Consider the following 26,325-nt stretch of genomic DNA (forward strand, 5'->3'; position numbering starts at 1 on the left):
CTTTGTGAGCCGTTCGTTCGCCGTGTAGGAAAGTGCTCAGCCGGCTGTGAGCCGCCGGCCGTCGGCCTGCGCCGCGCCGCCTCGACGCCTAGTACCCGACGAATGTGACCGAGTTGTCATCGCGATTGGCGACGTAGACACCGGAACCGTCAGGCAGGCTGGCCGCGTCGTAAGGCGTGCTGCCGACGCCCACTGTCGCGACGACCGAATCATCCGATGTCCGGATGATGTCCACGCAATCGGCGTCCCGGTTTGTAACGTAGACGTAGCGCCCGTTGGGCAAAGCGGCGAGGCCGCACGGACGCCCGTCGGACACGACGATGCTGTCCACCACAGTATTGTCCGACGTGCGTATCACCATGACCGGCGCGTAGTCGTACCGGCTTAGGTAGACATAGTCGCCGGTCGGCAGAACCGCCAGCCGGTGAGGGGCGCTGCCGACGCCTATCTTCCCGACAACCGTGTTGTCCGCGGTCCGGATGACGTACACGGAGTCAGAATACGTGCAGGCCACGTAGACGAACCGGCTGTTGGGCAGGGCGACGAGGCCGCGTGGTTCTGTGCCGACCGGGATGTTGGCGATGACTGACAAGTCCGAGGCACGGATGACCGCCACCTTGTTGGTCGGGTCGTCCAACGACACATAGATGGACGCGCCGTTCGGCAGGCAGGCGATGCCGTGCGGCACACCGATGAGGTCGACGCTGTCCACAATGGCATTGTCGGAAGTGCGAATCGAATACAGACGGCGCGGCGCGCTGGAGTCGACGTCGTCGAAGCTCCCGACGTAGACGTACTTGCCGTTGGGGCTGCAACCGATGTGCGTGGGGCAGTTCCCCAGGCGCAGCGTATCCGCAACCACGCTGTCCGAGGTCCGTATGACATAGACGGCATCATCCCAACCGCCCGTCACGTATACCCGTCCGGTGTTGGATGGGCAAACGAGATTCTGGGGGTGGCCGTCCGTCGTCGGAATTGTTGCGCGGACCGTATCCGGATACCTGTTGCTGGGCGCGGTCGAACGGCAGCCGACAAACGCCGCGGGGCCTGTCAGTGCCAACACTGCCAGCACGAACCAGGGACCGGTTCGCACCTCAACTCCTCATCGTGGCAAGGTGCACATCATTGACTCCGCCGTCAACTGATAGTGCGACCATGCTCTTGACTGCACCGGCCACGGCCTGATTCTAGGACTCGCGGGCGGGATGTCAATCAGGAAGAGGAACCAGGGGTCGGGAATTGCTGGTCTTGGAGCAAGGGCTGGCCGTCGCCGCTGGCCGGTTTCGATTCCGGCAACTGACCCATCGCGGCCTCGGTATCCCACGCTTCGACGGCATCTTATGTCAAGACCGGACTGCAGACTGCCTGCCCCTTCCAACGCAGTAGTATATGATATCAAACCCAAGGAGGAGTCAGATGCGTAACTTGCTGTGCTTGGTTCTGATCGCACCCTTGCTGGCGCTGGCCGCAGGCAAGACCCAACTGTCGCCGACGACGGATGTCGTGCGGGTGCCGACCTTTCTCGGTGGAAACCTGACGCCGGCGTCTCCGGCGCAGGTTGTCCACGGCGGGGCGCACGTCCCCGCGCGGGCTCTCGTCGGCACCATTGACACCATCGGTGGCACGACCTTTGACTGGTGGGCCAATGGTCCGATCTGGAGAATGATCGTGAACTCGCCGGGACACGGAGTGCACGTGACCTGGATGTACTGCAACGACGACACCGGCCAGACCTTCCCGAGCCGGCGCATGTACTACAACTTCTACGATTACTCCGTCCATGCCTGGAACTGGCTTGGCCAGGACTTCATGGCTGACGACGGCATCCCGGTGTTCCCGGCCAGTCTTCGCACGGGCTACGGCAATATAGCCGCCGATTCGTCCGGGGCGGCAGTTGTCAGTTGCCATCGTAGGGCTCTCGATACCCACTTGAGCCCACGGGTCGCCAGGGACGCGGGCTCGGGTCTCGGTATCTTCAGCTACTGCGACTCCGTGGTCTTCGGCTCGAACATCGGGTGGCCGCCGCTTGACGTAGGCGGCACCGACCTCGGAACCGTCCACATCTTCCCAATCGAAAGCACGTACGTGTTGGAGTACAGCCACTCCCACCTGTCTGATAGCTGGCCGCATTTTTCCGCTCCGGTGTTTGGCTTTGACCCCAATCCCGGCTTCCCGACCCAGAACATCGCGGCCTCGAAAGTATCGAACAAGGTCGCACTAACCTGGGTTATCGAGCTAGGTGTGGGGTCAGGACCCCAGGACGGCTATGTCGACTTCAGCACTGATGGCGGCAAGACCTGGGGCGGCCCGACCAAGATAGATACCCCCTCTGCCTATGCCGCCGACTCGGCGAGGACGAGCTTCGATATCACGTCGATCTTCCCGTACTATGACCGGCATGACCGGTTCCACATAGTGGCCGACCTCCTGCCGTGCCCCGCTACCGACACAATTCACGTAATCCCGGCGGAGATATGGCACTACTGCCCGGACAATACCCCGCACTGGAGCCTGATCAGCGTCGCGACCACCAGCACGTGGCCTACCGGCGTCACTATGGGCTACAACGCCGCGATGGCCTGCCGCCCCAGCATCGGCGAGGATAGTCACGGCAACCTGTTCGTTACGTGGGAGCAGTTCGACTCGCTGAACTACGAGCCGACAACCAATCGCATGCGCGCCGACATCTTCGCATCGGCCTCAAGCGACAACGGCCTCACCTGGGCGCCGGCGGCCAAGCTGACCGATGCCGGTTCGTACTCGATGCGATTTCCGTCGGTCATCGACTACGCGATCAAGGGCGACGCGAATTCGGATACCATGGCGGTCATCTATGAGGAAGACTCCATCGCCGGCTTCTACGTGGCGGCTTCCGGGTCGACAGCCGAAGGCGCGGCGTCGCACAACCCGGTCGTGGTCCAAAAGATTCCTGTATTCGGGGGAATCGCTGAGCAACCGAGTGTAGCGCCGGTAAGGCTCGATGCGGCCGCAAAGCCGAACCCGTTCGAAATCCGGACGCGGATATCCTATTCGCTACCACGAACAGGAGACGTGTCGCTGGTCGTCTACGACGTGGCCGGGCGTCCGGTCCAGACTCTGGCTTCAGGACACCGCCAAGCCGGCCGCTACACGGCGACGTGGGACGCGAGGAATGTCGCTGCCGGCGTCTACTTCTGCACGCTGACCAACGGCAAGGCGTCGACCACCAGGAAGCTCATGCTCACACGCTGAGTTCAATTGGCGACCGCGGGGCGGGCAGCGATGCCCGCCCCTCGCTGCCGACCGCTGCTGACCTTGTTCAGTCGCGGATGAAGTTCGTGGACACGGGCTCCTCCCGTTCAGGGAACGGGATACCGGCCTTGCTGCCGGCCCTCTTGCACTTCAGGAACCACGCCATGTTCCTTCCCAACACGCGCATCGTCTGCAATCCCTCCAGGTCTTTTTTCACATCCTCGGGCGTGAAGCCGTGAACCATGTTCCAGTACCTGGACGAGATGACCGGCATCTGCGATATCGTGAAGTACTTGTTCAGTTGGTCGAGCGTCGCTGTCGTTCCCGCCCTTCTGGCCGAGACAACCGCCGCGGCCGGCTTCAGATAGAAAGGTCGGCTCCGTGAGCGCATCCCGGCGAAGAAGACGCGGTCCATGAAAGACGTGATGGCACCTCCTGCGGCCGCGAAGTGCACGGGCGAACCGAATACGAACCCGTCGGCGCTTTCCGCCATGTCGAGAAACTCATTGACTCCGTCAGAGATCTTGCAACGCCCGGTCTCCCGGCAGACATAGCAGCCGAGACAACCCGAGACAGGCCTGGTCCCAACCTGGAATACCTCGGTCTCGATGCCGTCCGAATTTAGCGCCCGGGCTACTTCTTCCAAGGCAGTGTATGTGCACCCCTTGGCGTGTGGGCTGCCATTCACGAGCAGTACCTTCATTCCCGGCTCCCGGTCGCGCCCGGCATCTGCGGTGCCGCGTTTGTTCGCCATAACCTGTCTGCCACGTCGTTGACTTCTCTCTGTCATGGTTGTCTCCTTTGCAGTCTCGAATGGAACGGTGCCTCGATGGCGCCCTTGCCTCCACCGCGCTCGCCATCCGTCACAACTGTGTCTGCCAATCTGGAATCGACATCCGCTTTAGCTTGCCGCTCCGAAACGCTTCATCAGCATCCTGTCTCGTCGCCGTGAGCTGCAAGCCGTCAGCCGTTGGCGCTCCCCGTCTCGTCGCGGTCATCGAGTGGCGTACCTGTCACTGGTTCTTCTGCTCCCGCTTGTTACGAGGGGACAGCAAGACCTTGCGGTCGAGGCGCAAACTCGACCGGACGTCTAACTACGTCAGGTGCGGACGCGCCCATGTCTCGAATAGGATATGTCTCCGTCGACACAAGTCAAGCGGAGATGGGAAACTCAGGCTTTCTAGGAACCCCGGAGTCGGCTGGCCGCCCGCGGTCAGGCTCGTGCGTCACTGTTGAAGACGCCACGCGCTGCGGCACGCCGCTGCCGGTCGATTCCAGCACGCAGAAGCTACGAGGTTAGCGACGCTGGAATACGCGTGCGCGAAACTGGCGAATTCGCCGCGACCAAGAACGGACCTAGGATTCCTACTACCAACTGCTCTAGCAGCAGGTCGTGTCTCGAAGATCAGGGTAGGGGTCGCCTGCGTTGACGGACGCCTCCGTAATAACAACCTGCGCGGTATCGACGTCCACTTGCTGGGAACGTCGCCCCTGGGCCTTGACCTGGGCAGACTTCAGAATCGCGGTCGGGACTGTGCGGAGAAGTGCAATATCAATCAGGAACGGCCGTCAGCGGCCGGATTCGAGACGGGAGGCGAGGGATTCGGGTAGACCGGCCGAGTGCATCTTGTCCTGGACCGCCGCGATGTCGTACGTCACGCGATATCGCGTCATGCTCGGACCATCACTGTCATACAGCAGCCCGCATGCACGCGGGTCGCCGTCGCGGGGCTGGCCCACGCTGCCGGCGTTGATGAAGTACGTTGCTCCCGGCCGGAGAGTAAACTCATCCTGCCGCACATGCCGCACCGGTTTTCCGGGCAGGCGCTCAACCACCATCGGCACGTGCGAATGACCGACGATGCACACCGGTCCGGGGCAGTATTCCATCTCGCACGCCGCATCGCGCGTGGTGAGAACGTATTTCCACACGTCAGGCGCGGAAGGCGACGCATGGACGATGAACAGCGAGTCGTTCCGGACAGTAAGCGGAAGGCTGTCGAGATAGAGCCGATTCTCCTCTGAAAGGAGCGGTCGCGTCCACATCACAGCGCTGGCCGCGGCAGAATTGAAGCGGTCGGTCGATACACTGCCGGTTGCTGCCAGGTCGTGGTTGCCGGCAACACACGTGCAGCCCAGGTTACGAACGACCTCGACGCAGCGGTTGGGGTCGGGCCCGTACCCGACAATGTCCCCGCAGCATATGAATTGCCTCGCACCGTGCTCCCGAAGCAGCCGTACGACCGCCTCAAGTGCTTCCAGGTTACCGTGTATGTCCGAAACGATACCGAACTTCACGCCTGGTTTCGGGATACCTCGGTTTCTCGGAACACGCTGTCGAGCACCCCGTTTACGAACTTACCGGCCTCGTCGTCCCCGTACTTCTTGGCAATCTCCACCGCCTCGTTGATGGACACCTTCGGCGGGACATCGTCAAAGTAGAGGATCTCAGCGGCCGCCAGCCGGAGAATCGCCCGGTCGAGCATGGTCAGCCGTTCTAAGCGCCAGCGCTTGAGGTGCTTACGCAGCACCTGGTCCAGCTCCTGCTGGTTGCCCTGCTCAGCGTCTACCAAACGGCGCAGATAGGTCTCGGCCTCTTCCGACGGATTCTTGCGCAGGAGGATCTCGGCAATCGTGTGCTCCGGTTCGTCGCCGACCAAGTCAAGCCTGTACAGCACTTCCAGTGCACACTCCCGGGCAAGTCGTCGATGGGTCATCGCGAATGGATTTGAGGGTTCAAGGATTATCTTGCACCAGGGCTTCTTGAGCACAGTGCAATTTATATGCCAAACACGGATACATCTTAACGGTGGCGGATTCCAGCGTGCTTGTGCTGGAATCAGCCGTCGTGCTGTCTCCCCTGCGCGACGCCAAGCTCACGCTGACCCGATTTGAATCGTCGATCCCCTTCCCACTTGAGTCGTCTGCCTAGGTGAGCTTCTGCTTCTCAAGGTCGGCCATCTCGATAGCCGACAGAGCCGCAGTCCAGCCTTTGTTGCCGGACTTGGCGCCGGCTCGTTCCAGCGCCTGTTCAAGCGTGTCGGCCGTGATGACGCCGAAGGCCACCGGCACGCCGGTTTCGAGGTACACGTGCGCGATGCCCTTCGCCACCTCCGAGGAGATGTACTCGGCATGCGGCGTGTCCCCGCGAATGACCGCACCCAGCGCGACCACGGCGTCGCACTTCTTCATAGACGCGACGCGCAGCGCGACCGCCGGAATCTCGAACGCGCCCGATACCCAGAAAATGTCAACCGCCTTGGCATTGTGCCGTTCCAGGCAATCGAGCGCCCCGGACAGCAACTGCTTTCCCACCAGCTCGTTGAACCGCGACACGACGAGCGCGAACTTACGGCCGGTCGCGTCGAGCTTGCCCTTAAACTCCCTGGTTTCCATTCTTGACTCCTTTCTCAATGTCACCGAGCAGGTGACCGAGCCGGTCCCGCTTGGTGACCAAATAGCGTATGTTCTTGCGGCCGGGCCGGACAACGATGGGGACACGCTCCACGATGTCGAGCCCGAATCCACGCAGGCCGATTATCTTCCGGGGATTGTTGGTCAGCAGCCGGATGCTCGTCAGGCCGAGGTCGGAGAGTATCTGCGCGCCAATGCCGTAGTCGCGCAGGTCAGGCTCGAACCCAAGCGCGATATTGGCCTGAACCGTGTCGAGCCCCTGGTCCTGCAGGGCGTACGCCCGCAGCTTGTTCTCGATGCCGATGCCTCTCCCCTCCTGCCGCATGTAGAGCACCACGCCCCGGCCCTCGCGGGCGACCCGCTTCATCGCCTGTGCCAACTGGGTTCCGCAGTCGCAGCGGAGTGAATGGAACACGTCGCCGGTCAGGCACTGGGAGTGGACGCGGACCAGCACCCGCTCCTTGCCGCGGACGTCGCCCTTGACCAGAGCGATGTGGGCATAGGGCTCGACCACGTCCTCGTAGACGATAGCCTTGAAGTCGCCAAACTCGGTCGGCAGCACGGTCTCAACGACCTTGCGCACCAGCTTCTCCTGTTGCCGGCGATAAGCGATGAGGTCCTTGATGGTGACAATCTTCAACCGGAATCGCTTCGCCAGTCTCTTCAGTGCGGGTAACCGCGCCATCGTGCCGTCGTCGGCCATTATCTCGCAAAGTACGCCGGCCGATTCCAGACCGGCCAGCCGCGCCAGGTCCACGGTCGCCTCGGTGTGCCCGGCCCGCACCAGTACTCCGCCGTCCTGGGCAATCAGCGGGAAGATGTGCCCGGGACGCGCCAGGTCCAGAGGCTTCGTCGTGGGGTTCACCAGCGCGCGAACGGTCACGGCCCGGTCATGCGCTGAGATACCGGTCGACGTGCCTTTGGCCGCATCCACCGAGACGGTAAAGGCGGTGCCGTGCAGGGCAGTGCTGCCCTCGGTCTGCAGAGGAAGGCCGAGTTCCTGACACCGGCTCATGGTCAGGGGAACGCAGATGAGTCCGCGACCATACCGGGCCATGAAGTTCACTTTGTCCGCGGTGATCTTGGCGGCGGCACAGACCAGGTCGCCCTCGTTCTCGCGCCCTTCATCGTCGACGACTATCACGAAGCGCCCGGCCCGCAGGTCGCGCAGTGCTTCAGCAACCGGGGCAAATGCTCGTTTCATATTAATTGCCTTATCCTCGGCCCGACTCCGCTAAACATAAGCAGTCAAGATAATAGCTCGTCCGGCCAAGTCAAGCAAATGCGGGCGCGCGCGTGGCCGACTGGGGTCGAACTCAGCTATTGATTTGTCTCGGAAAATCGGTATCATAGCCATCCTCTGCGAGAGGCCCGAATTCGTTCGCGGGACATCGGGTTCGAGTCTCCGCAGCGACCAACGGTCTTTCCTAGAAGCCCGTTTAACATTGACAGTAGTGATGAATTTGGCATAAGGATAGCTACGATGAAGACTTACGTCGCCAAGAAAGACGACATAAAGAGCGAATGGTATCTGTTCGACGCCGGCGGCCAGACCCTGGGCCGCCTCGCCACGCAGATTGCCGTCCGCTTGATGGGCAAGCATCGGCCGATCTACACCCCTCACATCGATTCCGGCGACCACGTGGTCGTGGTCAACGCCGATGGCATCAAGCTGACCGGCAAGAAGCACGACGAGAAGCTCTACTATCGCCACTCGATGTACCCGAACGGCCTGAAGACGTTCACCTACGCCCAGGTCATCGAGCGTTTCCCTACCCGGCCGCTGGAGTTGGCCGTGAAGCGGATGCTGCCCAAGAACAAGCTTCAGGCCAAGCGGATAGCACGGCTCCACGTCTACGCTGGACCCGAGCACCGTCACCAGGCCCAGAAGCTCACACCGGTGAAGACGGAGGAATAGTGAATGGAGAATAGAGAATGGTAGAACCTGCATTTTACTCTTCACTATTCACAATTCGCTGCTTTTAAGACACATGGACAAAACCTACTTTGCCACCGGCAGCCGCAAGTCAGCCACGGCCAAGGTCTGGCTGGTTTCGGGCGGCGCCGACACGGTCGTCAACGGTCAGCCCTTTGAGAAGTACTTCGGCCGAGCCGACCTCGTCAGTGCGGCGATGTCGCCGCTGAAGACCACCGGCACTTCCGGCTTCGGGCTCAAGTGCCAATGTTCGGGAGGCGGCCTCTCCGCTCAGGCGGCGGCCGTCGCTCTGGGCGCTGCCCGCGCGCTTGTCGCCTACAACCCAGACCTGCGCAAGGCCCTGCGCGGCGCCGAGCTGCTCAAGCGCGACCCGCGCGAGAAGGAACGGATGAAGTACGGACTGGCCAAGAGGAGGAAGCGCTTCCAGTGGACCAAACGTTAACCATCAAGCAATTGCTCGAGGCCGGGGTCCATTTCGGACACCATTCCCGGCGCTGGAACCCAAAGATGAAGCCGTTCATCTTCGGCAAGAAGCACGGCATCTTCATCATCGACCTGGAGAAGAGCCTCGAGCGCATGCGCCTCGCCTACGATGCGGTGCGCAATATTACCGAGTCGGGCCGGGATATCCTCTTCGTGGGGACCAAGCAACAGGCCCGGCCGATCATCGAGGAAGAAGCCACGCGCTGCGGCTCCTGCTACGTGACCGAGCGCTGGCTCGGCGGCCTCCTCACCAACTTCGAGATTCTCTCGACCCGCATCACCCGGCTTTCCGACCTGGAACGGATGATCAACGAAGGCCAGTACGGCCGAACGACTAAGAAGGAAGCCCTGCTCCTGCAGCGCGAGCACAAGAAGCTGCTCCGGGTATTCGCCGGCCTGAAGGCGCTCGACCGCCTGCCCGGCGCCATCTTCGTGATTGACCCGGTGCGTGAGGCGACCGCGGTCGCCGAAGCCCAGCGGGTTCGGATTCCGGTCGTGGCCCTCATCGATACCAACGGTGACCCCGAGGGCATCGACTACCCGATACCGGGTAACGATGACGCCCTCCGCTCCATCCGGCTCGTCGCCGGCTTGATCGCCAATGCGGTGATGGAGGGCCGGAAGCAGTTCGACACGGAGGAGGTGCAGTGAGCCAGCCTACCGAGAAAGTCGTCGACCTCCGCCGCCGCACCGGGGCGGGCATGATGGACTGCAAGAACGCTCTCGAAGAGTCGTGCGGCGACGTTGAGAAGGCAATCGAGATCCTCCGCACCAAAGGCATCGCCAAGGCGGCAAAGAAAGCCGAGCGGCCGACCGCCAACGGCGTAGTTGAATCCTACATCCATCCCGGTGAGCGCCTCGGCGTGCTCATCGAAGTGGACGTCGAGACCGACTTTGTCGCCCGCAACCAGGAGTTCCGCCGGTTCGTGCGCGACCTCGCGATGCACATCGCCGCGGCCGACCCGGTCGCGATTGACCGGACCGGCGTCGCGCCCGAGGTCATCGAGCGCGAGAAGCGCATCTACGAGGAACAGGTTGCCCAGACCGGTAAGCCGGCCAATATCGTCGAGAAGATCGTGCAGGGCAAGCTCGAGAAGTTCTACGCCGACGTGTGCCTGCTCGAGCAACCTTTTGTCAAGGCGCCTGAGAAGACCGTGGGCGACTACCTGAAGGAAACCATCGCCAAGTTCGGCGAGAACACCGTTATCCGGCGTTTCGCTCGATTCAAGCTCGGTGAGTAACCGGCGCTACAATCGAGTTCTGCTCAAAATATCCGGTGACTGCTTCAGCGACTCCGAGTCGCTGAAGCGGGTCGCCGACCAGTTGGTCGCCGCCCACCGCGAGGACGTGCGGCTGGCCGTGGTCATGGGTGGCGGCAACATCCTGCGTGGCCGGGATACCCGCGACATGGACCAGGCCGCAGCGGACAAAGCGGGAATGCTCGCCACGGTCATCAACGGCATCAAGCTGACCGAGCTGCTTGGCGTTCGCGCCCGTGTGCACCACTTCTCGGCTATCGGCGTTCCGGGCACGGCAGCCGGCTACGACATCTGGCAGGCGCGCGAAGCACTCAAGGAAGGACGGATTCTCGTCCTCTCGGGCGGCACCGGGAACCCCTTCTTCTCGACCGATTCGGCCGCGGCTCTCCGTGCGGCCGAACTCGGTATGGACGCGCTGCTCAAGGGCACGCGCGTGGCCGGCGTCTTTTCTGCCGACCCGGAGAAAGACCCAAAGGCGAAACTCTACCCCAGGCTCTCCTACCAGCAGGCGCTGGTGGAGCACCTGGCAGTAATGGACCTGACCGCATTCGCCCTCTGCATGGAGAGGAAGATGCCGATAGTGGTGTTTGACATCACTCGGCCAAGGGCTATCCTTGACATCATAAAGGGCAAACGAATCGGGAGTCTTGTATGTTAGACAACGTCTATAACGAATATCGCCATAAGATGACCAAGACAATCGAGGTGCTCGAAGCCGAGTTCGCCCGCATCCGCACCGCGCGCGCCAACCCGGCTATCCTCGACGGGGTCAAGGTCGACTACTACGGCCAGCCCACGCCGCTGAAACAGGTAGCCAGCATCTCGGTCCCTGAGCCGCGCCAGATCGTAGTGCAGCCTTGGGACCGGTCGGCACTGCCCGAGATCGAGAAGGCGCTCCAGAAGGCCGAACTCGGGCTCACACCCAAGGTCGAGGCCAATCTCATCCGCCTGCCGATTCCGGCCCTGACCGAGGAACGTCGGCGCGAATTGGCGAAGCTCTGCGCCAAGCTGACCGAGGATTCTCGCGTCGCTGTCCGCAATCTGCGCCGCGAGGCCAACGACGAAGTCAAGAAGCTCGAAAAAGACAAGAAGATTACCGAGGACGACTCCAAGACCGGCACCAAGAAGGTTCAGGAGATGACCGACGAGTACATCAAGAAACTCGACGAGCTCCTGAAACGCAAGGAAGCCGAGATCATGGAGAAGTGATCGGCGAGGGACATGACCGAAATCTCAGGATTTCGGATCGTGTCCCGAGCCAGACTGCCTGCGTCTGGCGTCGTGCGTAGAGCGTAGCGCGTTGAGCAAAGTCCCTCGCCACATCGCCGTCATCATGGACGGCAACGGTCGCTGGGCCAAGCAGAAGGGCCTGCCCCGCGCCATCGGCCACCAGGAAGGCGTGAAGTCCCTGCACGAGATGGTCGAGACGTGCGACGGCGTCGGGGTCAAGTATCTCACCGCCTACACATTCTCCACCGAGAACTGGTTCCGGCCCAAATCCGAGGTCGAGCTGCTGATGAAGCTAATGGCCAGGACGATGGACGACGAGCGACCGGGCCTCATCAAGAACAATATCCGGGTCCGCTCCATCGGCCGCATCTCGGACCTGCCCCAGAACCTGCAGGACACATTGTCCCGACTCATCGCCGACACCGCGAAGAACACGGGTCTCACCTTTGCGCTGGCCATCAGTTACGGCGGACGTACCGAGATTCTCGACGCCTGCCGCCGAGCGGTCGAAGCCGGCAAAGCGCCCCAGACCGAGGCCGAGTTCGGCACATTGCTCTACGACCCGTCGCTGCCTGACCCGGACCTGCTCATCCGCACCGGTGGCGACCAGCGGATTTCCAACTACCTGCTCTGGCAGTCCGCCTATACGGAACTCTATTTCACCGAAACGCTCTGGCCTGACTTCCGCAAAGTCCAGGTGCTTGCAGCAATCGAGGACTATGCCCAGCGACAGCGCCGCTTCGGCCGCATTGAAGAAGAGTAGAAGCTGTTCCCAAAGACGGGGACAGTCCCCGAGAACATGAAGAGCTGGCTGCGCCGCACGCTCATCGGCACCGGTCTCGGCCTCGCCATCTTCGCCGCCCTGTTCGCCAGCCGATGGGTCATCTTCCTGATCGCCGCCGCCTGGGTCGTCCTTGCCACGCTCGAGTTCGTCCAGCTTCTCGCGAGGGCCGACGTCAGGCTCAACCGCTGGCTGCTCTCGGCATTGAGCGTGACGATTGTCGCCGCCGCTTATCTCAACCTGCTGCCGGGATTCCTGCTGGCGCCGATTGCCGTCGTGATGCTGACCGCCGTTGCGACGAGCGAAACCAAGCCGCGCGTCCCGGTCTACGGCGTGTTCTCAATCATCTATCTTGGCTTCCTGCCGGCCCACCTCGTGATGCTCAAGAACCTGTCCGTTGACCGTACGTGGTCGCCATGGGTCGTCTTCTTCCCGCTCGCGCTGACCTGGGTCAACGACACTGCCGGACTCGTGTTCGGCAAGCTGCTCGGCCGGCACAAGCTTGCTCCAACCCTCAGCCCGAACAAGACCGTCGAAGGCTTCATCGCCGGCCTTGTCTTCTCCGCCATCCTCTCCGCAGCATTCCTCCATTTCTTCCAGCCCTTCACCACACGCCGTATATGGTGGCTGGCGGTCGTCGGACTCGCGCTCGGCACGATGGCGCAGATTGGAGACCTGTTCGAGTCGATGTTCAAACGCGCGGTCGGGGTCAAGGATACCTCGTCGGCGCTGGCCGACCACGGCGGGTTCCTCGACCGCGTCGACAGCCTCCTCTTCACCATCCCCGCCTTCTACTACCTCGTCCTTTACCTCAACTAGGAGAATTGTGAATAGTAAATTGAGAATAGTGAAACCAGAATCCGGCTTTCACCCTTCACTATTCACTCTTCATTTCTGAGCCGATGAGACTCACCGACCCCGTAATCCGCGAAGGCCCGCAGCTCAATATCGACTACGTCGCGTTCGACTCCTTCGGCGTCAAGTCGATGTGCGTTCGGGTCGAGACCCCGGACATTGTGGTCACGATTGACCCTGGCGTCGCGGTCGAGGCCGGCTCGTTCCCCCTGCCGATTGAGAAGCGCCAGGCCCTGCTGGACCAGTACGCGGAGGCAGTTCGCGCGTCCTGCGCCAAATCCCAGGCAATCGTCATCTCACACTATCATCTCGACCATCTCCAGCCGACGCGCGAGATCGACATGTATGGCGGCAAGACCCTGCTGGCCCGCGACCCCGGCATCATGTCCGCGAAGCAAGCCGAGACCGCAACCCGGTTCTTCAAGACGATCGACGGCCTGCCCAAAGAGAAACTCTGGGCCGACGGCCGCAAATTCAAGTTCAAGAAGACTGCCATCGAGTTCTCTCAGGCGGTCTGGCACGGTGCGCGCGATGCCGAACCCGGGACCGTGATAATGACTGCGGTCAACCGTGGCAAAGAGAAGGTGCTGATTACATCCGACGTGGGCGGCCCGCTTGAGACCGCGACGACTGACATCATCTTCTCCGCCAAAGCCCAGACGGTGGTCCTCGACGGCTACCCTACGTACCACCTCGGCCAGTTGGCCTCGGAGGCCCCTGTCAGACAGTACGCAACTGACTACGACCTCGTCCGCAGCATCGTGAACCTGTGTCGGATTCTTGCCGCGCCCGGGCTCAAGACTCTTGTTGCCGACCATCACCTCTGCCGGGACTACCGCTACCCGGCCTTCTTCAAGCTCGTCTATGACAAGGCCAGGCAATTGAAGAAGCAGTTCGGCACGGCTGCCGAGATAGCGGGCAAGACCAGCGCCGTGCTGGAAGGCTATCAGAACTACGGTCCGACCCGCTGGCACAAGTGGTTTCCGCTTGAAGCTGCTGACGCACGTCAGGTGCTTGAACGGGCTGTCGCCGAAGGCAAGCTGGACAAAGACTGGCCGTCGCTTTTTGACCGGTGGGTCGCCTGACCGAGGGACGTAACCGAAACATCCGATGTTTCGGATCGTGTCCCGAGGTTTTTCTCAGAACGAATTGAAAGGTGGAAACGCTGAGCCGGACTATTGAGAGACTCTCGTCGATCGCACTTCTTCTGCTCGCGGTTGCCGGACTGCAGTGCGTAAACACCAAGATCGTTGGCCGCCCAGCCCTGCCGAGACCCAACCTCGTTGTTGCTTGGGACGGCTCGACCGACTACCGAACTATCAATCATGCGCTCGATGATGCCGAGGCCGACGACGTCATCCTCGTCAAACCAGGAATCTATCGAGAGACAATCGAAATCGACAAAGACCAGGGCCCGTTCACAATCGTGGGCGAGGATCCGGCGACGACCGTGATTGATGCCGGCGGCGAGTATGCGGCAATCACGCTCAAGAGCGACGGCAACCACATTTCCGGACTGACCATCAAAGGCGGAGAGTCGCACGGCATCTACATCCGCGGCGGCAGACAGAAGGTCGACTACTGCCTCATCACGGGCAACGGCGATCGCGGTATCTACATCAGCACGCTTGAAGGCGGCGGCAGCGCCGACATCGACCACTGCACGATTGTCGACAACAAGGCCTCGTCCGTCTGCTGCGCCAACAAACAAGACAGAACGACAATCAGCAATTCCATACTTGCCGGCGACGACCACAGCCTCGTCAGTGATGGCGACGGTCTGAACGTGGTCATCTGGAACTCCTGCTTACACAGCGACGATGCCGTGTCCGATACGTCGCGCCTGGCCGTCGGCAACATCGTCAAAGACCCCAAGTTCACTGACCCGGGCAAAGGCGACTACCGGCTAAGACCCGGCTCGCCTTGTCTGGGCACTGCGGCGGACGGCTCGCACATAGGCTGCTTCTAGACCGAAGAATCGATTTCACAGAAGCCGGGCCGTGGTCCGGCTTCTGCTCTTACAGGCCCGGGAAGACCCGGAAAACGGGGACCGTCCCGCCCAAATGGGGACTGTCCCGCGCTGAGTCCGACGCAGGCGCTCCGAGGGACTGTCCCCATTTGGCGCCCCATGGCTGTCATCGCGCCAATCGCGCCCAGAGTCCCGTCCGAAGTCCCTCCGCAAACCGCGTCGGAAGTCCCCTTCCGAGTCACCATCACCATCACCTTGCCCCTCACCCTCCAAGTCACGCTGCGACTCGCAGCGCGACTCATCCTGCGGGTCCCCTTCCGACTCAGCCGGCAAGAAGCCTCACCGGTCACGGCCGGAATCGACCCGCAATTCCCGGCCGGAAAGGCCTCGGAACAGACCTTCCGAACCACCCCCCGAACCGTTCCCGGGACGGTTCCCAGGGCGACTCGCGAGGCGTCGCTTTCGGCCACCTGCGGCTGGACGGTTTCGCTAACATACTGTGAAATATCGAGTTAGGAAGATGGCTCAAAATAGGATGAGAATTCTTTGGCAAATCGAGCCCTCTTTATCGTATAACTATATGAGGGTAAGTGCCAACACGGCCCGATGGCCCTTGAATGACTGCAAACCCGAAAGGAGTTCTCATGACTGACCCGAATCAGCGACAGATGAACTGGCAGACAAAGACCGATACCGCCAGGATGAAGGAAACGCTCGACACCCTGCGACCGGACATGCTCAAGCGCTACGAGGCCGCGGTGGCAAGCCTCTGCGAGATGGAAGTGAAGGCCCGACAGACGCTCAACGCCGCGGGCGTGCACACCATCTTCTACGTCGCCTACCTCAACTACGCCCGGCAGCTCTACAAACTCTCGCGCCAGCAGGGCATCTCTGGGGAGAGCTTCGCAATGGGCGCCCAGGTCCTGCTCGACAAATGGTCCGCCCGCGGCCTGGATTCTGCCGTCCTCGCCCGAATCCGAACCGAAGTGTTCGACGTCGTCGCGCCGGCCCCGTAGGTCTATTGACTCACGTTGCGCACTAAGGGGCGGGCCCGCGCCCGCCCCCGTCCTGCGTTCAGTCTACAGAACTCTGCCCTTTGGGCGACTGCCTCGTCTTGTGACTTACGACTGCTCCGGCCCTCCCGACACGAACGGGTATCTCAAGCCGGCGTGGGGCTCCCGTGAGCCCCAAGTGCTGGAACCCGCTCGCTGCCTAGCCGAAACCTCTACTCTCGAAGTACGCGCGCAGCCTTGTGTAGACGCCGGCCACCTTGCTGTTACCAGAACCGGCGAACTTCGCCTCTTGTTCGAGCATGCGCCTGTAGGCCTTCTCGCCTTCCTTGCGCACGTCGAGTTCGTCCTTCACGGTGGCCGTGAAAACGTCGCCTAGGTAGTCGACCACCCATTGGCCATCGACATCCTTCTTCAGAAGCTCTCCGCACTTATAAGCAGCAAAGCGATTGAGCCTGTCGAACTGGTTGCGGGGAGCTGGTGGACCAGCGCTGACTCGGGCCAGATCAGCCACGAGGCGGGGCCCGACCACAATCCGGGGGAAGGATGCCACATGGCTCTCGATATGATGTGCTTCCGCCAGAACCGGGCCGAATATCTCATGCTCGAACAACTCATCGGTTGCCATTCCCAGTTCGATTCCACATCGAATGGGAATGTCTATCTGAAGCGACAGTAGCACAATCACTGCGCACGAAAGCAGGGCGGCGTGCGTCACAGCGACCGACGGCAAATTGTCGGCGTCATACTCGTGGTAGACGACAACTGAGTCACCAAAGGTCTGCATTTCGTATGCCAAACTGAGGCCAGGAGCAGCCATCTCGATGCCCTTGACCAGATTCGCAACTTGTGTCTTGAAGGCTTCCCTCATCTTGTACACTGGTCCAAGGGCACGGTCGACCTTCCCCCTGAACGACCGCATGTCCAGATCTGAGTCAGGGAGGTCCCTTATCTCGCAGAGCCTCTCTGACTCTCCCATGATGTCGAGTATCGCGACGACGAAGCAACGCAGACTGAAGTCGGGAGGAGGCTTCATTGAAACCATGTATCTACGCCGTTCCTAAGCTCTAGGACCGACTCAGCAGTGCGCGTCAAGGCTGGTGTTCAAGCCCGGTCGCGCCATGATTCTAGTCTCCTGCGTGCCGTGCTACTTGGCTATCACGCCCATCTGCCGTAGCACGCCCCCGAGACGTTCGCGCTGGGTTGCGGGCGTCTTCCTAACCCAGAATCCAGGACTGAGACAGCAGTTGACACCATTATCCTGCGGCACGACCAGATTGCCCGCGAAAACTATCTGACCATCCTTCCGTTTAACAATGTCCAACCACGGCCCGGTTTTTGTAAACACCACGTAGTCGGCCTGCGTCTCCTGTATGAGAGCGATGGGGTCAACGCTGGTGATGACATTCCCACTCTGCTCGCCACCCGTGCCGCCGACGGCGAGATTGCCGCTGAGGGTGACGCCGACGCCCGTGCCGGATGACTGTCCAGAGTACTCCGTGCGCTGCTTGACCAGCGCCGGCCTTGCCAAGACGCGGACTCCAAGTGCTACGAGATCCTCTGTGATCGCATCTGCGGAAGCGGCGTCGTCTGGGGAGGTGCTCCCAGGAACGACGGTGAAGCTCGGACTGGGTGGCACGTCCGTCACTACGACGAATCTGACGGCTGTGCTGACACAGCCGGAGACCACGAGGAGCAGGCTCACTGTTAGGGCGGCACAAACGAGGCGGACGAATCTTGTGTGCATTTCACCTTCCTCCTTTCTATCAGGCCGGTGCTGTGTCGAGTTCGTTTCCACGGCCACAGGATATGCCCAACCGCTTCCTAAGTCAAGGCGCGTGGGTACTCTCGATTCCAGGGCGTGACCACGTAGGACTCCGTCACCCCGCTGAATGGTGGACCTGGCAGACACGCTTGGTTGAGGGCCATGTGGTGACTGAACCCAAGAACCGAAATGGAACCAACCACAGAGAACCCAGAGTGGCGAAGTCAGGTTTCCGGGCCGTACTCTCAGTTGCCTCTGCGCGCTCTGCGGTTCAATGCCGGATTCGAGGCCGGAGAACGCATCTAACTACGTCCGCCATATCGATATGCTAATCGTATGACGATAACCATGTCGATGAGGTGACCATGGAAACAGTGACAACATCTCCGAAGTACCAGGTTGTTATCCTCAAGCGGCTGCGCCGGCAGTTAGGGCTGTGCCCGGGGCAGAAGGTGCAGGCAATCGCGTACGAGAACCGGATAGAGCTTGTGCCGGTACGCCCCGTCCGAGAGATACGAGGATTCCAGAGGAAAAGCGGGACAGTTCTTCCCAATTTCTATCCCGGGGCATCGGGCCACGCTCCGATTCTGCCCGCCCATTTGACGGTATGGCCGCGCGACCTCCGCGAGCTTCTGGAAATCTCGGCTGCGCCAATCCGTCGCCGGCCTGCCTCTGCCGCTTTTTACTCTGAAACACTGTCCTCCGCATCCCCTGGCTTACTTCTCACGCATGGTAAGAGCAGTCTGACCGGTTCATTTCGGAGTGAACATGGTCAGATTGTGCGACTGTTTCGAGTAGATTCCTCGGGCGACAATCCCTGAATCGACATAGAAACTTACCGCAAAGGCACAAAGACATAAAGCGGAAGGGATGAAACCGGAAAGGCTGAATCAGGAAAGATCGGCGTTCGGGCATTCATCCTTCATCCCTCCGCCTTCATCCTCTTCGTCCTATGCTTGGCGTTCTTGGCGTCTTGGCGGTTCAACATCGGGTTCGGGGGAGTTCGCGTGGTTTGACGGGTCTGGCATATTGACTATACTGAACTGATGAAAGTCAAGACTGTTGGCCGTTTTGTCGTGACTGACCCGGAGGTCTGCCACGGCAAGCCGGTCTTCCGCGGCACGAGGATACTGGTCGCCGATGTTCTGGAGCAGGTTGCCAGCGGAATGGCGTGGGAAGCGATAGTCGAGGAGTGGCGCGGCTCCGTGACACCGGAAGCGATAGCCGAGGCAGTTCGCCTCGCCCGCGAAGCTCTTGTGACACACGCTCCCGAACTCGCTCCGGCGTGAACGTCCTAGACGAGAACATACCAGAGAACCAGCGCCAACTCCTGCGGAGCTGGCGCATTCCTGTTCGTCAAATCGGACATGAGGTCGGACGCTCGGGTGCCAAGGATGTTGCCATCATCCCACTACTGCACCGGCTTGGCTCCGTGACATTCTTCACCCGTGACCTCGGGTTCTATGACCGGCGGCTGTGCCACGCCGGGTATTGCATCGTAGTGCTGGCCGTCGGACAATACGAAGCAGCTAGTCTTGTTCGCCGGGTCTTGCGACACCCCGAGCTTGCGACGTCGGCCCGTCGTCTGGGCAAAGTCATACGGGCGAGTCAGAGCGGTCTGCGGTTTTGGGTATTGCACGTAGATGAGGAAGCGTCAATAGGCTGGCATGCGTAACTCATTCCCGATCCCGTCGTGTCCCGGGGTAAAGTGGGACACTTCTTCCCAATTTCTAGCCCGGGGCATCGGGCCATGCTCCGATTCTGCCCGCCCGTTTGACGCTATGGCCGCGCGAACTCCGCGAGCTTATGGGAATATCGGCTGCGCCAATCCGTCGCCGGCCTGCCCCTGCCGCTTTTGACTCTGAAACACTGTCCTCCACATCCCACGCCTTCTGCTTACGCATGGTAAGAGCAGTCTGACCGATCCAATACGAGCTGTTGACCGGATTTGAGCCATTGGTTATACTCTGAGTATGAAGACAGCGGTTTCGGTTCCGGATGATATCTTCAAGGACGTCGAACGGCTCGCTCGCCGTGCGCGCAAGTCTCGGAGCCAGGTGTACAGCGCCGCGCTCAAGGAATACGTCGCCCGCCACGCGCCCGACGAGATAACCGAGGCGATGAACCGCGTGTGCGAGCGAATCAAAGACGAGAAGGATGCTTTCGTTGCTGCGGCAAGCAGCCGAGTCTTGGAGCACGCCGAGTGGTGATTTCGCGCGGGGAAGTCTGGTGGGCCAGTCTTCCACCGCCGACGGGGTCGGGCCCGGGCTTTCGACGACCGGTCGTCGTCGTGCAGGGCGAGGCCCTGAACCGGAGTCACCTTGCCACAGTCGTCTGTGTTCCGCTGACAAGCAATTTGTTCTGGGCAGATGCTCCCGGAAACGTGCTGCTTTCTGGTGCAAACACGGGCTTGCCCAAAGACTCGGTGGCGAACGTCTCTCAGATTGTGACCCTTGATAAGACGTTGCTCACCGAACGCGTGGGAAGACTGTCGGCGAGCAAGCTGGAGCTTGTGCTGACCGGCATTGACATAGTGCTGGGCCGATAGCCTAAACCGCGCACGGGAGCGCCGGACCACCCGGTCTCTCTCTTCCGACCTCTGTTTGACTCTCTGGCACTCTCTTCTATAATGACCGCGTATCGGCTAGCCGCTGACAGCTGACAGCTAACGGCCGGCGACGGATAGCGGACAGAGCCGGGGTGGTGGAATTGGCAGACACGCATGGTTGAGGGCCATGTGCTTAACGGCATGCAGGTTCAAATCCTGTCCCCGGCATAGACCATTTTAGATTGCAGATTCTAGACTGTAGATTGGGGCCGGAGCAACTTCAAAACCACGGATGAACACGGATGGACACTGATAAGAAAGTGCTCCACGAGGACCTAACCCAGGACATCATCGGAGCCGCATTCGATGTCCACAATGCGTTGGTCTGCGGGCTACTCGAGAAGGTCTACGAGAACGCGCTCGCGTGGGAGCTGACGTTGCGTAAACACGCAGTCAGTGCTCAGAAGGAATTCACAGTCACCTACAAGGACAAGGAAGTCGGAGTCTACTACGCCGACCTTGTGGTCGACGATAGCGTTGTCGTAGAAGTGAAGTCTGTCTCTGCCCTGGAAGATGTGCATCGGGCCCAACTACTCAACTATCTTAGGATCTCTGGCATCAGAGTCGGTCTACTACTGAACTTCGCTCGGCCCAAACTCAAGTTCGAAAGGCTCGTCGTTTGACCCTCCGAGCCCGTTCTATCTGTGTTCATCTGTGTTTATCCGTGGTTAACTAGTGTCTCGGGTCATTATCCTCCTGCTGGACGGTGTCGGGTGCGGCGAACTCCCAGACGCGGCTGACTATGGCGACCAAGGGTCGAACACTCTTGCCAATCTCGCCAAGGCCGTGGGCGGGCTCAGCCTCCCCAATCTCGCCCGGCTCGGCCTTGGTAGCATCATCCCGATTCAGGGCGTTCCGCCGCAGGACAAGCCTCAGGCGTGCTTCGGAAAGATGGCCGAGCAGTCAGTGGGAAAGGACTCGACCACCGGGCATTGGGAAATCGCCGGCCTCGTAACAAGCACCCCGTTCCCACTATTCCCGAACGGGTTCCCGCCTGAGTTCATCCGCAGCCTCGAAGAGGCAATCGGCTTGAAGACCATCGGCAACAAGGCTGCATCGGGTACGGAAATTATCAAGGAACTGGGCGAGGAACATCTACGGACCGGCTGCCCGATTGTCTATACGTCGGCCGACAGCGTCCTCCAGATAGCCTGCCACGAGGACGTCATTCCGCCCGATGAGCTGTACCTTATCTGCAAGAAGGCCCGCGGCTTGTGCGCCGGGCCATTCTGCGTCGGCCGCGTGATTGCCCGGCCGTTCACCGGCAAGCCGGGCTCGTTCACGCGGACCGCCCACCGCAAGGACTTCTCCTGCTCGCCGCCGCAGCCGACCTTGCTCGACAACGTGAAGGAAGACGGCCAGCCGGTTGTCGGAATTGGTAAGGTGGATGACCTGTTCGCCGGTCGGGGATTCACCGAAACCCATCACTCGGTCGTCAACGCCGATTGCCTGCGATTGACCGCCGAGGCGATGCAGAAGACGAAGGCCGGACTTGTCTTCACGAACCTGGTCCAGTTCGACATGGACTGGGGACACCGCAACAACTCAGTCGCCTTCGCAGCAGGGCTGAAGGAGTTCGACGACTTCCTGCCCAACATCCTGAACGGCCTCAAACGCTACGACCTGCTCTTCATCACCGCGGACCACGGCAACGACCCGACCACGTCTTCGACCGACCACTCCCGCGAATACGTGCCTCTGTTGGCTTTCGGACCGGGCTTCAGGCAAGGAGTCGACCTCGGCACGCGGCCGACCTTCGCCGACCTCGGCCAAACCGCAGCCGAGTTCCTGAAGGCGAAGCCGACGGCACACGGCACGAGCTGTCTGAAGGAGATACGCCATGACTAAGAGCACCCAAGCCCGCCTACTGCGCGCGGCCCGTGCCGCAGCGAAGAACGCCTACGCACCGTTCTCGAAGCTCAAGATCGGCGCTGCCGTGCTGACAGCGAATGGCCGCATCTTCTCCGGCTGCAACATCGAGAACAGCTCCTACGGCCTCACCATCTGCGCGGAACGGGTAGCCCTCTTCAAGGCCGTGTCCGCCGGTCAGCGCGATATCCGGGCCGTTGCAGTCTTTGCCCCCTCTCCCCAATCTAAGATCGTCAATCGCAAATCTAGAATGCCCTTGTTGACGCCTCCTTGCGGCGCCTGCCTGCAGGTTATCAATGAGTTCTCAGAGAATCCGGAAATCGTCTTGTCGAACGGGCGCTCAACCAAGACGTATCAATTGAGGGAACTTCTGCCGGTCGTCTTCAGGCTCTGACAGACGTCAACAGTGGCAGGGCACATGATGACCAATGACCAAGCGCCAATCCCCAATCAAGTGCCAATGCATGAATGCTCCAATGCCGGCATGCCGCTTGGTCATTTCCTCGTTGATTGGTCATTGGGACTTGGTAATTGGGGCTTCCCTAGCCATTAGCTGATTCGTTCGAGGCCGTGCATGTACGGCCTCAAGACCTCGGGAACCACAACCGTACCGTCGGCCTGCTGGTTGTTCTCCAGTATCGCAACGAACACACGCGGCAGAGCGAGTGCTGAACCGTTGAGCGCGTGCGGAAAGAATGTCTTGCCGTCTCTGCCCTTCACCCGGATGCCGCCACGTTTGGTCTGGTAGTCCTCGCAGGCTGAAATCGACGATACCTCAAGCCAGCGTTCCTGGCCTGCCGCCCACGCTTCAAGGTCATAGGTTTTGGCCGACTGGAAAGCCATATCCCATGATGCAAGCCGCTTCACCCGATAGGGTAATCCGAGGTCGCGCAGCAGACTCTCTGACTCTCCTCGCATCTCTTCGAGTGCCTCGTAGCAGACACTAGGGTGGACCAGTCTGACGTTCTCGACCTTGTCAAACTGGTGGATCCGAATCATGCCCCGCACGTCTTTGCCGTACGAGCCGGCTTCGCGCCGGAAACTGGTCGTGTACGCCACGTACTTGATGGGCAGTTGCGACTCCTGCAATGTCTGCCCTCGATGGTAGCTCACGAGTTGGGGCTCCGCAGTCGGTACCAGGTACAGGTCGTCCTGGGTCTTGTACATCTCAGTCTCAAGGTGCGGCAGTTGCCCGGTCGCCTCGAGCGTGGCGGCATTGGCAAGCACGGGCGGCGAGACTTCAAGATAGCCGTGCCGTCTCGTGTTGGTGTCGAGGAAGTAGTTGATGAGCGCCCGTTCGAGCAGCGCGCCCTGCCCCCTGAAAACGACGAAACGGGACCCGGCCAGCCGGGTTGCCGCCTCAAGGTCGATGACACCCAGGGCCTCGCCAAGGTCCCAGTGCGCAAGCGGCTTGAACTCGAACTTGGGCAACTCACCCCATTGCGCCACGGTCTCCTCTTCGGCCGTGACTGACTGATGGACGATATTCGGCAGCTGCCGGGCCAGCTCAGTTTGCTCAGCCTCGATGCGAGCGACGTCTGTGTCCAGCTTCTTCACCCGGTCGGACAATTCACGCGCCTCTGCCATCTCGGCTGCGCACTCGCGCTTCTCCTTCTTGGCCAGCCCCACTGACTCGGAGACCTGCTTCTGCCGGTGTCGCGCCTCGTCACGGTCCTGCGACAACCGGCGACGCTCGGTGTCGAGTTCGAGTATCCGGTCAATGCTGAGCGGGCTTCGACGCAGAGCGAGGATCCGCCGCGCCTCGTCCGGGTTCTCGCGAATCAGTCTGATGTCCATTCCTTGCTCCCTGTCCCTGCATTATGTCGAACGGCTTTGACCAGCAGGTCGTATTCGATGTTGACCTTGTCGCCGGGGCGGCGCTGTTTCAGGTTGGTGTTCTCCCACGTATGGGGGATGATGTTGACCGCAAACTCGCCGAGCCGCAGGGAAGCAACGGTCAGGCTGATTCCATCAAGGCAGACCGAGCCCTTCTCGACCAGCGGACGCGCGGCACGACGGTCAGTCTCTATGGCCAGTGTCCAGTAGCCTGAATGCCGCTCGATGCGACGGACCTTCCCGACCTCGTCCACGTGCCCCTGCACGAAGTGGCCGCCGATTCTGTCTCCTGCCTGCAGCGCTCGTTCCAGGTTCACCTCATCTCCGGTCTTCAGTCTGCCCAGTGTGGTCGCGGCGAGCGTCGTAGCCACTGCCTCGACCTCGAAGCTCTGCTTATCAGCCCTGGTCACTGTCAGGCAGCAGCCGTTGACCGCCACGCTTTCACCCAGCTTCAGCTCGCCGGCGAACGCGGCCTCAATCTTGAACACGCGGTTACTCCCATGGCCCAAGGCCTGCTCGACCCGGCCAACCGTCTCAACCAACCCGGTGAACATAACCTACGGTGAGGAAGTCCGAGCCGATGCAACGGTGCTCGACCCGCTCGAGTTCGATGGCCCGTTTGAGTGGACGCGGGGCAACGCGCTGGCTGAATGATCTGCCCGGGCCCAGTATCTTCGGTGACTGGAACAAGTACATCTTGTCCACTACACCTGCATCCAACGCCGACGATGCCACGGCAGCGCCGCCTTCAACAAGCACGGTCTGCAATTCTCGGCGGTGCAACTCGGCCAGCACTTCGGGCCATCTCAGCAACCCGTCCTTGTCCTTGCCGACGCGCATCACGTCGACATCCCTCGCCCAGAAACGTTCGGCTCTCAGCGCATCACGGCTGGACGTGAAGACGAGAACCGGCCCCGGCTCCCGGAAGAGCCGGCTCGTCAGAGGGATGGCCAGCTTTGAGTCCAGAACCACGCGCACCAGTTGTTTGGGCGGGCTCACGCGGTAGGTCAGGCGCGGGTTGTCCGCAACGATGGTGTTGAGGCCGACGACTATCGCATCCGCGCCGAGCCGCAACTCGTGACCGAAAGCGCGGGCCCGCGGTCCGGTAATCCACTGCGAACGACCGCTGCAATCGGCGACCATGCCGTCCAATGTGGCGGCGACTTTCAAGATGACGAACGGCCGGTGCTTACGCAGAAAGGTGAAATAGCCTTCGTTCAACCGCCGCGCCTCGTTCGCCATGAGGCCGACCGATGTCCTGATGCCGCAATCACGCAGGCAACGCATGCCTTTGCCATTGACCCGCGGGTTCGGGTCCAGGGTGGCGGCAACGACGCGCCTGATTCCGGCCAGTTGAACTGCGTTGGTGCAGGCCGGGGTCTTGCCCTGAAAGCAGCACGGCTCCATTGTTACATACAGGGTCGTTCCTTGGGCCCGCTTGCCGGCATCGGCAATAGCCTCGACTTCGGCGTGCGGACCGCCGAAGCGTCGGTGCCAGCCGCGACCTACTACCCGGCCATCCCTTACGAGAACGGCGCCGACCATCGGGTTGGGCGAGACCCTGCCGCGCCCTCGCCTGGCAAGGTCCAGCGCCTCGGCCATGAACGCTGCTTCTCTCACGCGCCTATCATAGAAGCGTGTCCGATGTTGTCAAGAAACCGAGTGCACCGCCAGGATTCAAGGGGTCGAGGATTCCCGGAGTCCAGTGCCGGACACTCGAATCCTCTAATCCTTGAGTCCTGGATTCCTGACCCCACGCGGCTAGCTGTAGTCTACCCGGAAATCTCTGTGTTCGCCCCGATGCTCACTCCACTCTGTCGCCACTTCGGTTACCTGCGCACCATGCGGACCCTTGTGCAGCCGCCTGACAAGCTGCTCCAACTTCTGCCTATCACCCTCGGCCTCGACTTCAACCCGTCCATCGAACAGGTTCCGCACGCGTCCGCACAAGCCAAGTCCAGTTGCCTCTTGAAGGACAAACCTCCGGTAGAACACGCCTTGGACCATGCCGGAAACCGTCGCATGCAGCGCCGCGGGGTTCGATTGGTCTGCCACGAGTGAAGATAGGCGCGCGCAGCC

General features: G+C 61.0%; 31 protein-coding genes, 1 tRNA gene and 1 pseudogene. 20 read left to right on the plus strand and 13 right to left on the minus strand.

Annotated features, from left to right (window positions below):
* Positions 1–88 precede the first annotated feature (88 nt).
* Positions 89–1,093, minus strand: a complete 1,005-nt coding sequence (locus VMH22_13395; protein ID HTW92683.1) for a YncE family protein — start codon at positions 1,091–1,093, stop codon at positions 89–91.
* 323 nt (positions 1,094–1,416) lie between these two features.
* Between VMH22_13395 and VMH22_13400 the strand changes: the two genes are divergently transcribed.
* Positions 1,417–3,231: a T9SS type A sorting domain-containing protein gene (locus VMH22_13400; GenBank protein HTW92684.1), complete on the plus strand. Its 1,815-nt coding sequence runs from the start codon at positions 1,417–1,419 to the stop codon at positions 3,229–3,231.
* Between the two features lie 67 nt (positions 3,232–3,298).
* On the opposite strand, the gene VMH22_13405 is transcribed toward VMH22_13400, so the two are convergent.
* The 5 genes from VMH22_13405 to VMH22_13425 all read right to left on the minus strand — a co-directional run bounded on the left by VMH22_13405 (position 3,299) and on the right by VMH22_13425 (position 7,849).
* Complete coding sequence (locus tag VMH22_13405) at positions 3,299–3,934, minus strand: flavodoxin family protein (protein HTW92685.1); 636 nt, start codon at positions 3,932–3,934, stop codon at positions 3,299–3,301.
* Between the two features lie 866 nt (positions 3,935–4,800).
* Entirely contained in the window at positions 4,801–5,529 is a 729-nt protein-coding gene (locus VMH22_13410) for a metallophosphoesterase family protein (GenBank protein HTW92686.1), read from the minus strand.
* The gene (gene nusB, locus VMH22_13415; protein HTW92687.1) at positions 5,526–6,002 is read right to left on the minus strand and encodes a transcription antitermination factor NusB; all 477 of its coding nucleotides are present in this window, start codon (positions 6,000–6,002) and stop codon (positions 5,526–5,528) included. The genes VMH22_13410 and nusB overlap by 4 nt, the downstream gene beginning before the upstream one ends.
* 157 nt (positions 6,003–6,159) lie before the next feature.
* On the minus strand, positions 6,160–6,627 hold the full coding sequence (gene ribH, locus VMH22_13420) for a 6,7-dimethyl-8-ribityllumazine synthase (protein HTW92688.1): 468 nt from the start codon (positions 6,625–6,627) through the stop codon (positions 6,160–6,162).
* Positions 6,608–7,849: a bifunctional 3,4-dihydroxy-2-butanone-4-phosphate synthase/GTP cyclohydrolase II gene (locus VMH22_13425; protein ID HTW92689.1), complete on the minus strand. Its 1,242-nt coding sequence runs from the start codon at positions 7,847–7,849 to the stop codon at positions 6,608–6,610. Before VMH22_13425 ends, ribH begins: the two co-directional genes overlap by 20 nt.
* Positions 7,850–8,128: 279 nt before the next feature.
* On the opposite strand from VMH22_13425, the gene rplM reads away from it, so the two are divergent.
* The 11 genes from rplM to VMH22_13480 all read left to right on the plus strand — a co-directional run bounded on the left by rplM (position 8,129) and on the right by VMH22_13480 (position 16,174).
* Positions 8,129–8,563 (plus strand): 50S ribosomal protein L13, encoded by a 435-nt coding sequence (rplM, locus tag VMH22_13430; GenBank protein HTW92690.1) that lies wholly within the window; start codon positions 8,129–8,131, stop codon positions 8,561–8,563.
* Positions 8,564–8,636: 73 nt separating this feature from the next.
* Positions 8,637–9,023: a 30S ribosomal protein S9 gene (gene rpsI / locus VMH22_13435; GenBank protein HTW92691.1), complete on the plus strand. Its 387-nt coding sequence runs from the start codon at positions 8,637–8,639 to the stop codon at positions 9,021–9,023.
* Positions 9,008–9,715 (plus strand): 30S ribosomal protein S2, encoded by a 708-nt coding sequence (gene rpsB / locus VMH22_13440; protein HTW92692.1) that lies wholly within the window; start codon positions 9,008–9,010, stop codon positions 9,713–9,715. Before rpsI ends, rpsB begins: the two co-directional genes overlap by 16 nt.
* Positions 9,712–10,305 (plus strand): translation elongation factor Ts, encoded by a 594-nt coding sequence (gene tsf, locus VMH22_13445; GenBank protein HTW92693.1) that lies wholly within the window; start codon positions 9,712–9,714, stop codon positions 10,303–10,305. Before rpsB ends, tsf begins: the two co-directional genes overlap by 4 nt.
* Positions 10,298–10,981: a uridine monophosphate kinase gene (locus tag VMH22_13450; protein HTW92694.1), complete on the plus strand. Its 684-nt coding sequence runs from the start codon at positions 10,298–10,300 to the stop codon at positions 10,979–10,981. Before tsf ends, VMH22_13450 begins: the two co-directional genes overlap by 8 nt.
* A complete protein-coding gene (frr, locus tag VMH22_13455) occupies positions 10,975–11,532 on the plus strand; it encodes a ribosome recycling factor (protein ID HTW92695.1) in 558 nt (185 codons plus the stop codon). The genes VMH22_13450 and frr overlap by 7 nt, the downstream gene beginning before the upstream one ends.
* 91 nt (positions 11,533–11,623) lie before the next feature.
* Complete coding sequence (gene uppS / locus VMH22_13460) at positions 11,624–12,316, plus strand: polyprenyl diphosphate synthase (GenBank protein HTW92696.1); 693 nt, start codon at positions 11,624–11,626, stop codon at positions 12,314–12,316.
* Positions 12,317–12,352: 36 nt separating this feature from the next.
* A complete protein-coding gene (locus tag VMH22_13465) occupies positions 12,353–13,153 on the plus strand; it encodes a phosphatidate cytidylyltransferase (GenBank protein ID HTW92697.1) in 801 nt (266 codons plus the stop codon).
* Positions 13,154–13,236: 83 nt separating this feature from the next.
* Positions 13,237–14,274 (plus strand): hypothetical protein, encoded by a 1,038-nt coding sequence (locus tag VMH22_13470; GenBank protein HTW92698.1) that lies wholly within the window; start codon positions 13,237–13,239, stop codon positions 14,272–14,274.
* Between the two features lie 71 nt (positions 14,275–14,345).
* Entirely contained in the window at positions 14,346–15,158 is an 813-nt protein-coding gene (locus VMH22_13475) for a pectinesterase family protein (GenBank protein ID HTW92699.1), read from the plus strand.
* A 644-nt stretch (positions 15,159–15,802) separates the two neighbouring features.
* Positions 15,803–16,174: a hypothetical protein gene (locus VMH22_13480; GenBank protein ID HTW92700.1), complete on the plus strand. Its 372-nt coding sequence runs from the start codon at positions 15,803–15,805 to the stop codon at positions 16,172–16,174.
* 196 nt (positions 16,175–16,370) lie between these two features.
* Here the strand turns inward: VMH22_13480 and VMH22_13485 are convergent, their stop codons facing one another.
* Both VMH22_13485 and VMH22_13490 read right to left on the minus strand, forming a co-directional pair.
* Complete coding sequence (locus tag VMH22_13485; protein ID HTW92701.1) at positions 16,371–17,204, minus strand: hypothetical protein; 834 nt, start codon at positions 17,202–17,204, stop codon at positions 16,371–16,373.
* Between the two features lie 111 nt (positions 17,205–17,315).
* On the minus strand, positions 17,316–17,915 hold the full coding sequence (locus VMH22_13490) for a hypothetical protein (protein ID HTW92702.1): 600 nt from the start codon (positions 17,913–17,915) through the stop codon (positions 17,316–17,318).
* A 383-nt stretch (positions 17,916–18,298) separates the two neighbouring features.
* Between VMH22_13490 and VMH22_13495 the strand changes: the two are divergent.
* Both VMH22_13495 and VMH22_13500 read left to right on the plus strand, forming a co-directional pair.
* Positions 18,299–18,463 (plus strand): annotated as a pseudogene (locus VMH22_13495) (AbrB/MazE/SpoVT family DNA-binding domain-containing protein).
* Positions 18,464–18,979: 516 nt separating this feature from the next.
* Positions 18,980–19,222: a DUF433 domain-containing protein gene (locus VMH22_13500; protein HTW92703.1), complete on the plus strand. Its 243-nt coding sequence runs from the start codon at positions 18,980–18,982 to the stop codon at positions 19,220–19,222.
* Positions 19,223–19,344: 122 nt separating this feature from the next.
* On the opposite strand, the gene VMH22_13505 is transcribed toward VMH22_13500, so the two are convergent.
* Positions 19,345–19,572 (minus strand): hypothetical protein, encoded by a 228-nt coding sequence (locus VMH22_13505; protein HTW92704.1) that lies wholly within the window; start codon positions 19,570–19,572, stop codon positions 19,345–19,347.
* A gap of 334 nt (positions 19,573–19,906) precedes the next feature.
* Between VMH22_13505 and VMH22_13510 the strand changes: the two genes are divergently transcribed.
* The 6 genes from VMH22_13510 to cdd all read left to right on the plus strand — a co-directional run bounded on the left by VMH22_13510 (position 19,907) and on the right by cdd (position 22,804).
* The gene (locus tag VMH22_13510; GenBank protein HTW92705.1) at positions 19,907–20,143 is read left to right on the plus strand and encodes a ribbon-helix-helix protein, CopG family; all 237 of its coding nucleotides are present in this window, start codon (positions 19,907–19,909) and stop codon (positions 20,141–20,143) included.
* On the plus strand, positions 20,140–20,481 hold the full coding sequence (locus VMH22_13515; GenBank protein HTW92706.1) for a type II toxin-antitoxin system PemK/MazF family toxin: 342 nt from the start codon (positions 20,140–20,142) through the stop codon (positions 20,479–20,481). The genes VMH22_13510 and VMH22_13515 overlap by 4 nt, the downstream gene beginning before the upstream one ends.
* A gap of 146 nt (positions 20,482–20,627) precedes the next feature.
* Positions 20,628–20,709: transfer RNA gene (locus tag VMH22_13520), tRNA-Leu, on the plus strand.
* Between the two features lie 74 nt (positions 20,710–20,783).
* A complete protein-coding gene (locus tag VMH22_13525) occupies positions 20,784–21,164 on the plus strand; it encodes a GxxExxY protein (GenBank protein ID HTW92707.1) in 381 nt (126 codons plus the stop codon).
* Between the two features lie 52 nt (positions 21,165–21,216).
* Positions 21,217–22,389 carry a phosphopentomutase gene (locus VMH22_13530; protein ID HTW92708.1) on the plus strand — a complete coding sequence of 391 codons (1,173 nt, stop codon included), beginning with the start codon at positions 21,217–21,219 and terminating at the stop codon, positions 22,387–22,389.
* Entirely contained in the window at positions 22,382–22,804 is a 423-nt protein-coding gene (gene cdd / locus VMH22_13535; protein HTW92709.1) for a cytidine deaminase, read from the plus strand. The genes VMH22_13530 and cdd overlap by 8 nt, the downstream gene beginning before the upstream one ends.
* Before the next feature lie 155 nt (positions 22,805–22,959).
* Here the strand turns inward: cdd and serS are convergent, their stop codons facing one another.
* The 4 genes from serS to VMH22_13555 form a co-directional block, all read right to left on the minus strand.
* On the minus strand, positions 22,960–24,207 hold the full coding sequence (gene serS / locus VMH22_13540) for a serine--tRNA ligase (GenBank protein ID HTW92710.1): 1,248 nt from the start codon (positions 24,205–24,207) through the stop codon (positions 22,960–22,962).
* Positions 24,192–24,788 carry a riboflavin synthase gene (locus VMH22_13545; GenBank protein HTW92711.1) on the minus strand — a complete coding sequence of 199 codons (597 nt, stop codon included), beginning with the start codon at positions 24,786–24,788 and terminating at the stop codon, positions 24,192–24,194. Before VMH22_13545 ends, serS begins: the two co-directional genes overlap by 16 nt.
* A complete protein-coding gene (gene ribD, locus VMH22_13550; GenBank protein HTW92712.1) occupies positions 24,781–25,866 on the minus strand; it encodes a bifunctional diaminohydroxyphosphoribosylaminopyrimidine deaminase/5-amino-6-(5-phosphoribosylamino)uracil reductase RibD in 1,086 nt (361 codons plus the stop codon). Before ribD ends, VMH22_13545 begins: the two co-directional genes overlap by 8 nt.
* A gap of 141 nt (positions 25,867–26,007) precedes the next feature.
* The gene (locus VMH22_13555) at positions 26,008–26,301 is read right to left on the minus strand and encodes an acylphosphatase (protein HTW92713.1); all 294 of its coding nucleotides are present in this window, start codon (positions 26,299–26,301) and stop codon (positions 26,008–26,010) included.
* Between the last annotated feature and the right edge of the window lie 24 nt (positions 26,302–26,325).

This window comes from bacterium, from assembly GCA_035505375.1.
In the GTDB taxonomy this organism is placed as follows: domain Bacteria; phylum Hydrothermota; class Tepidihabitantia; order Tepidihabitantales; family Tepidihabitantaceae; genus UBA2258.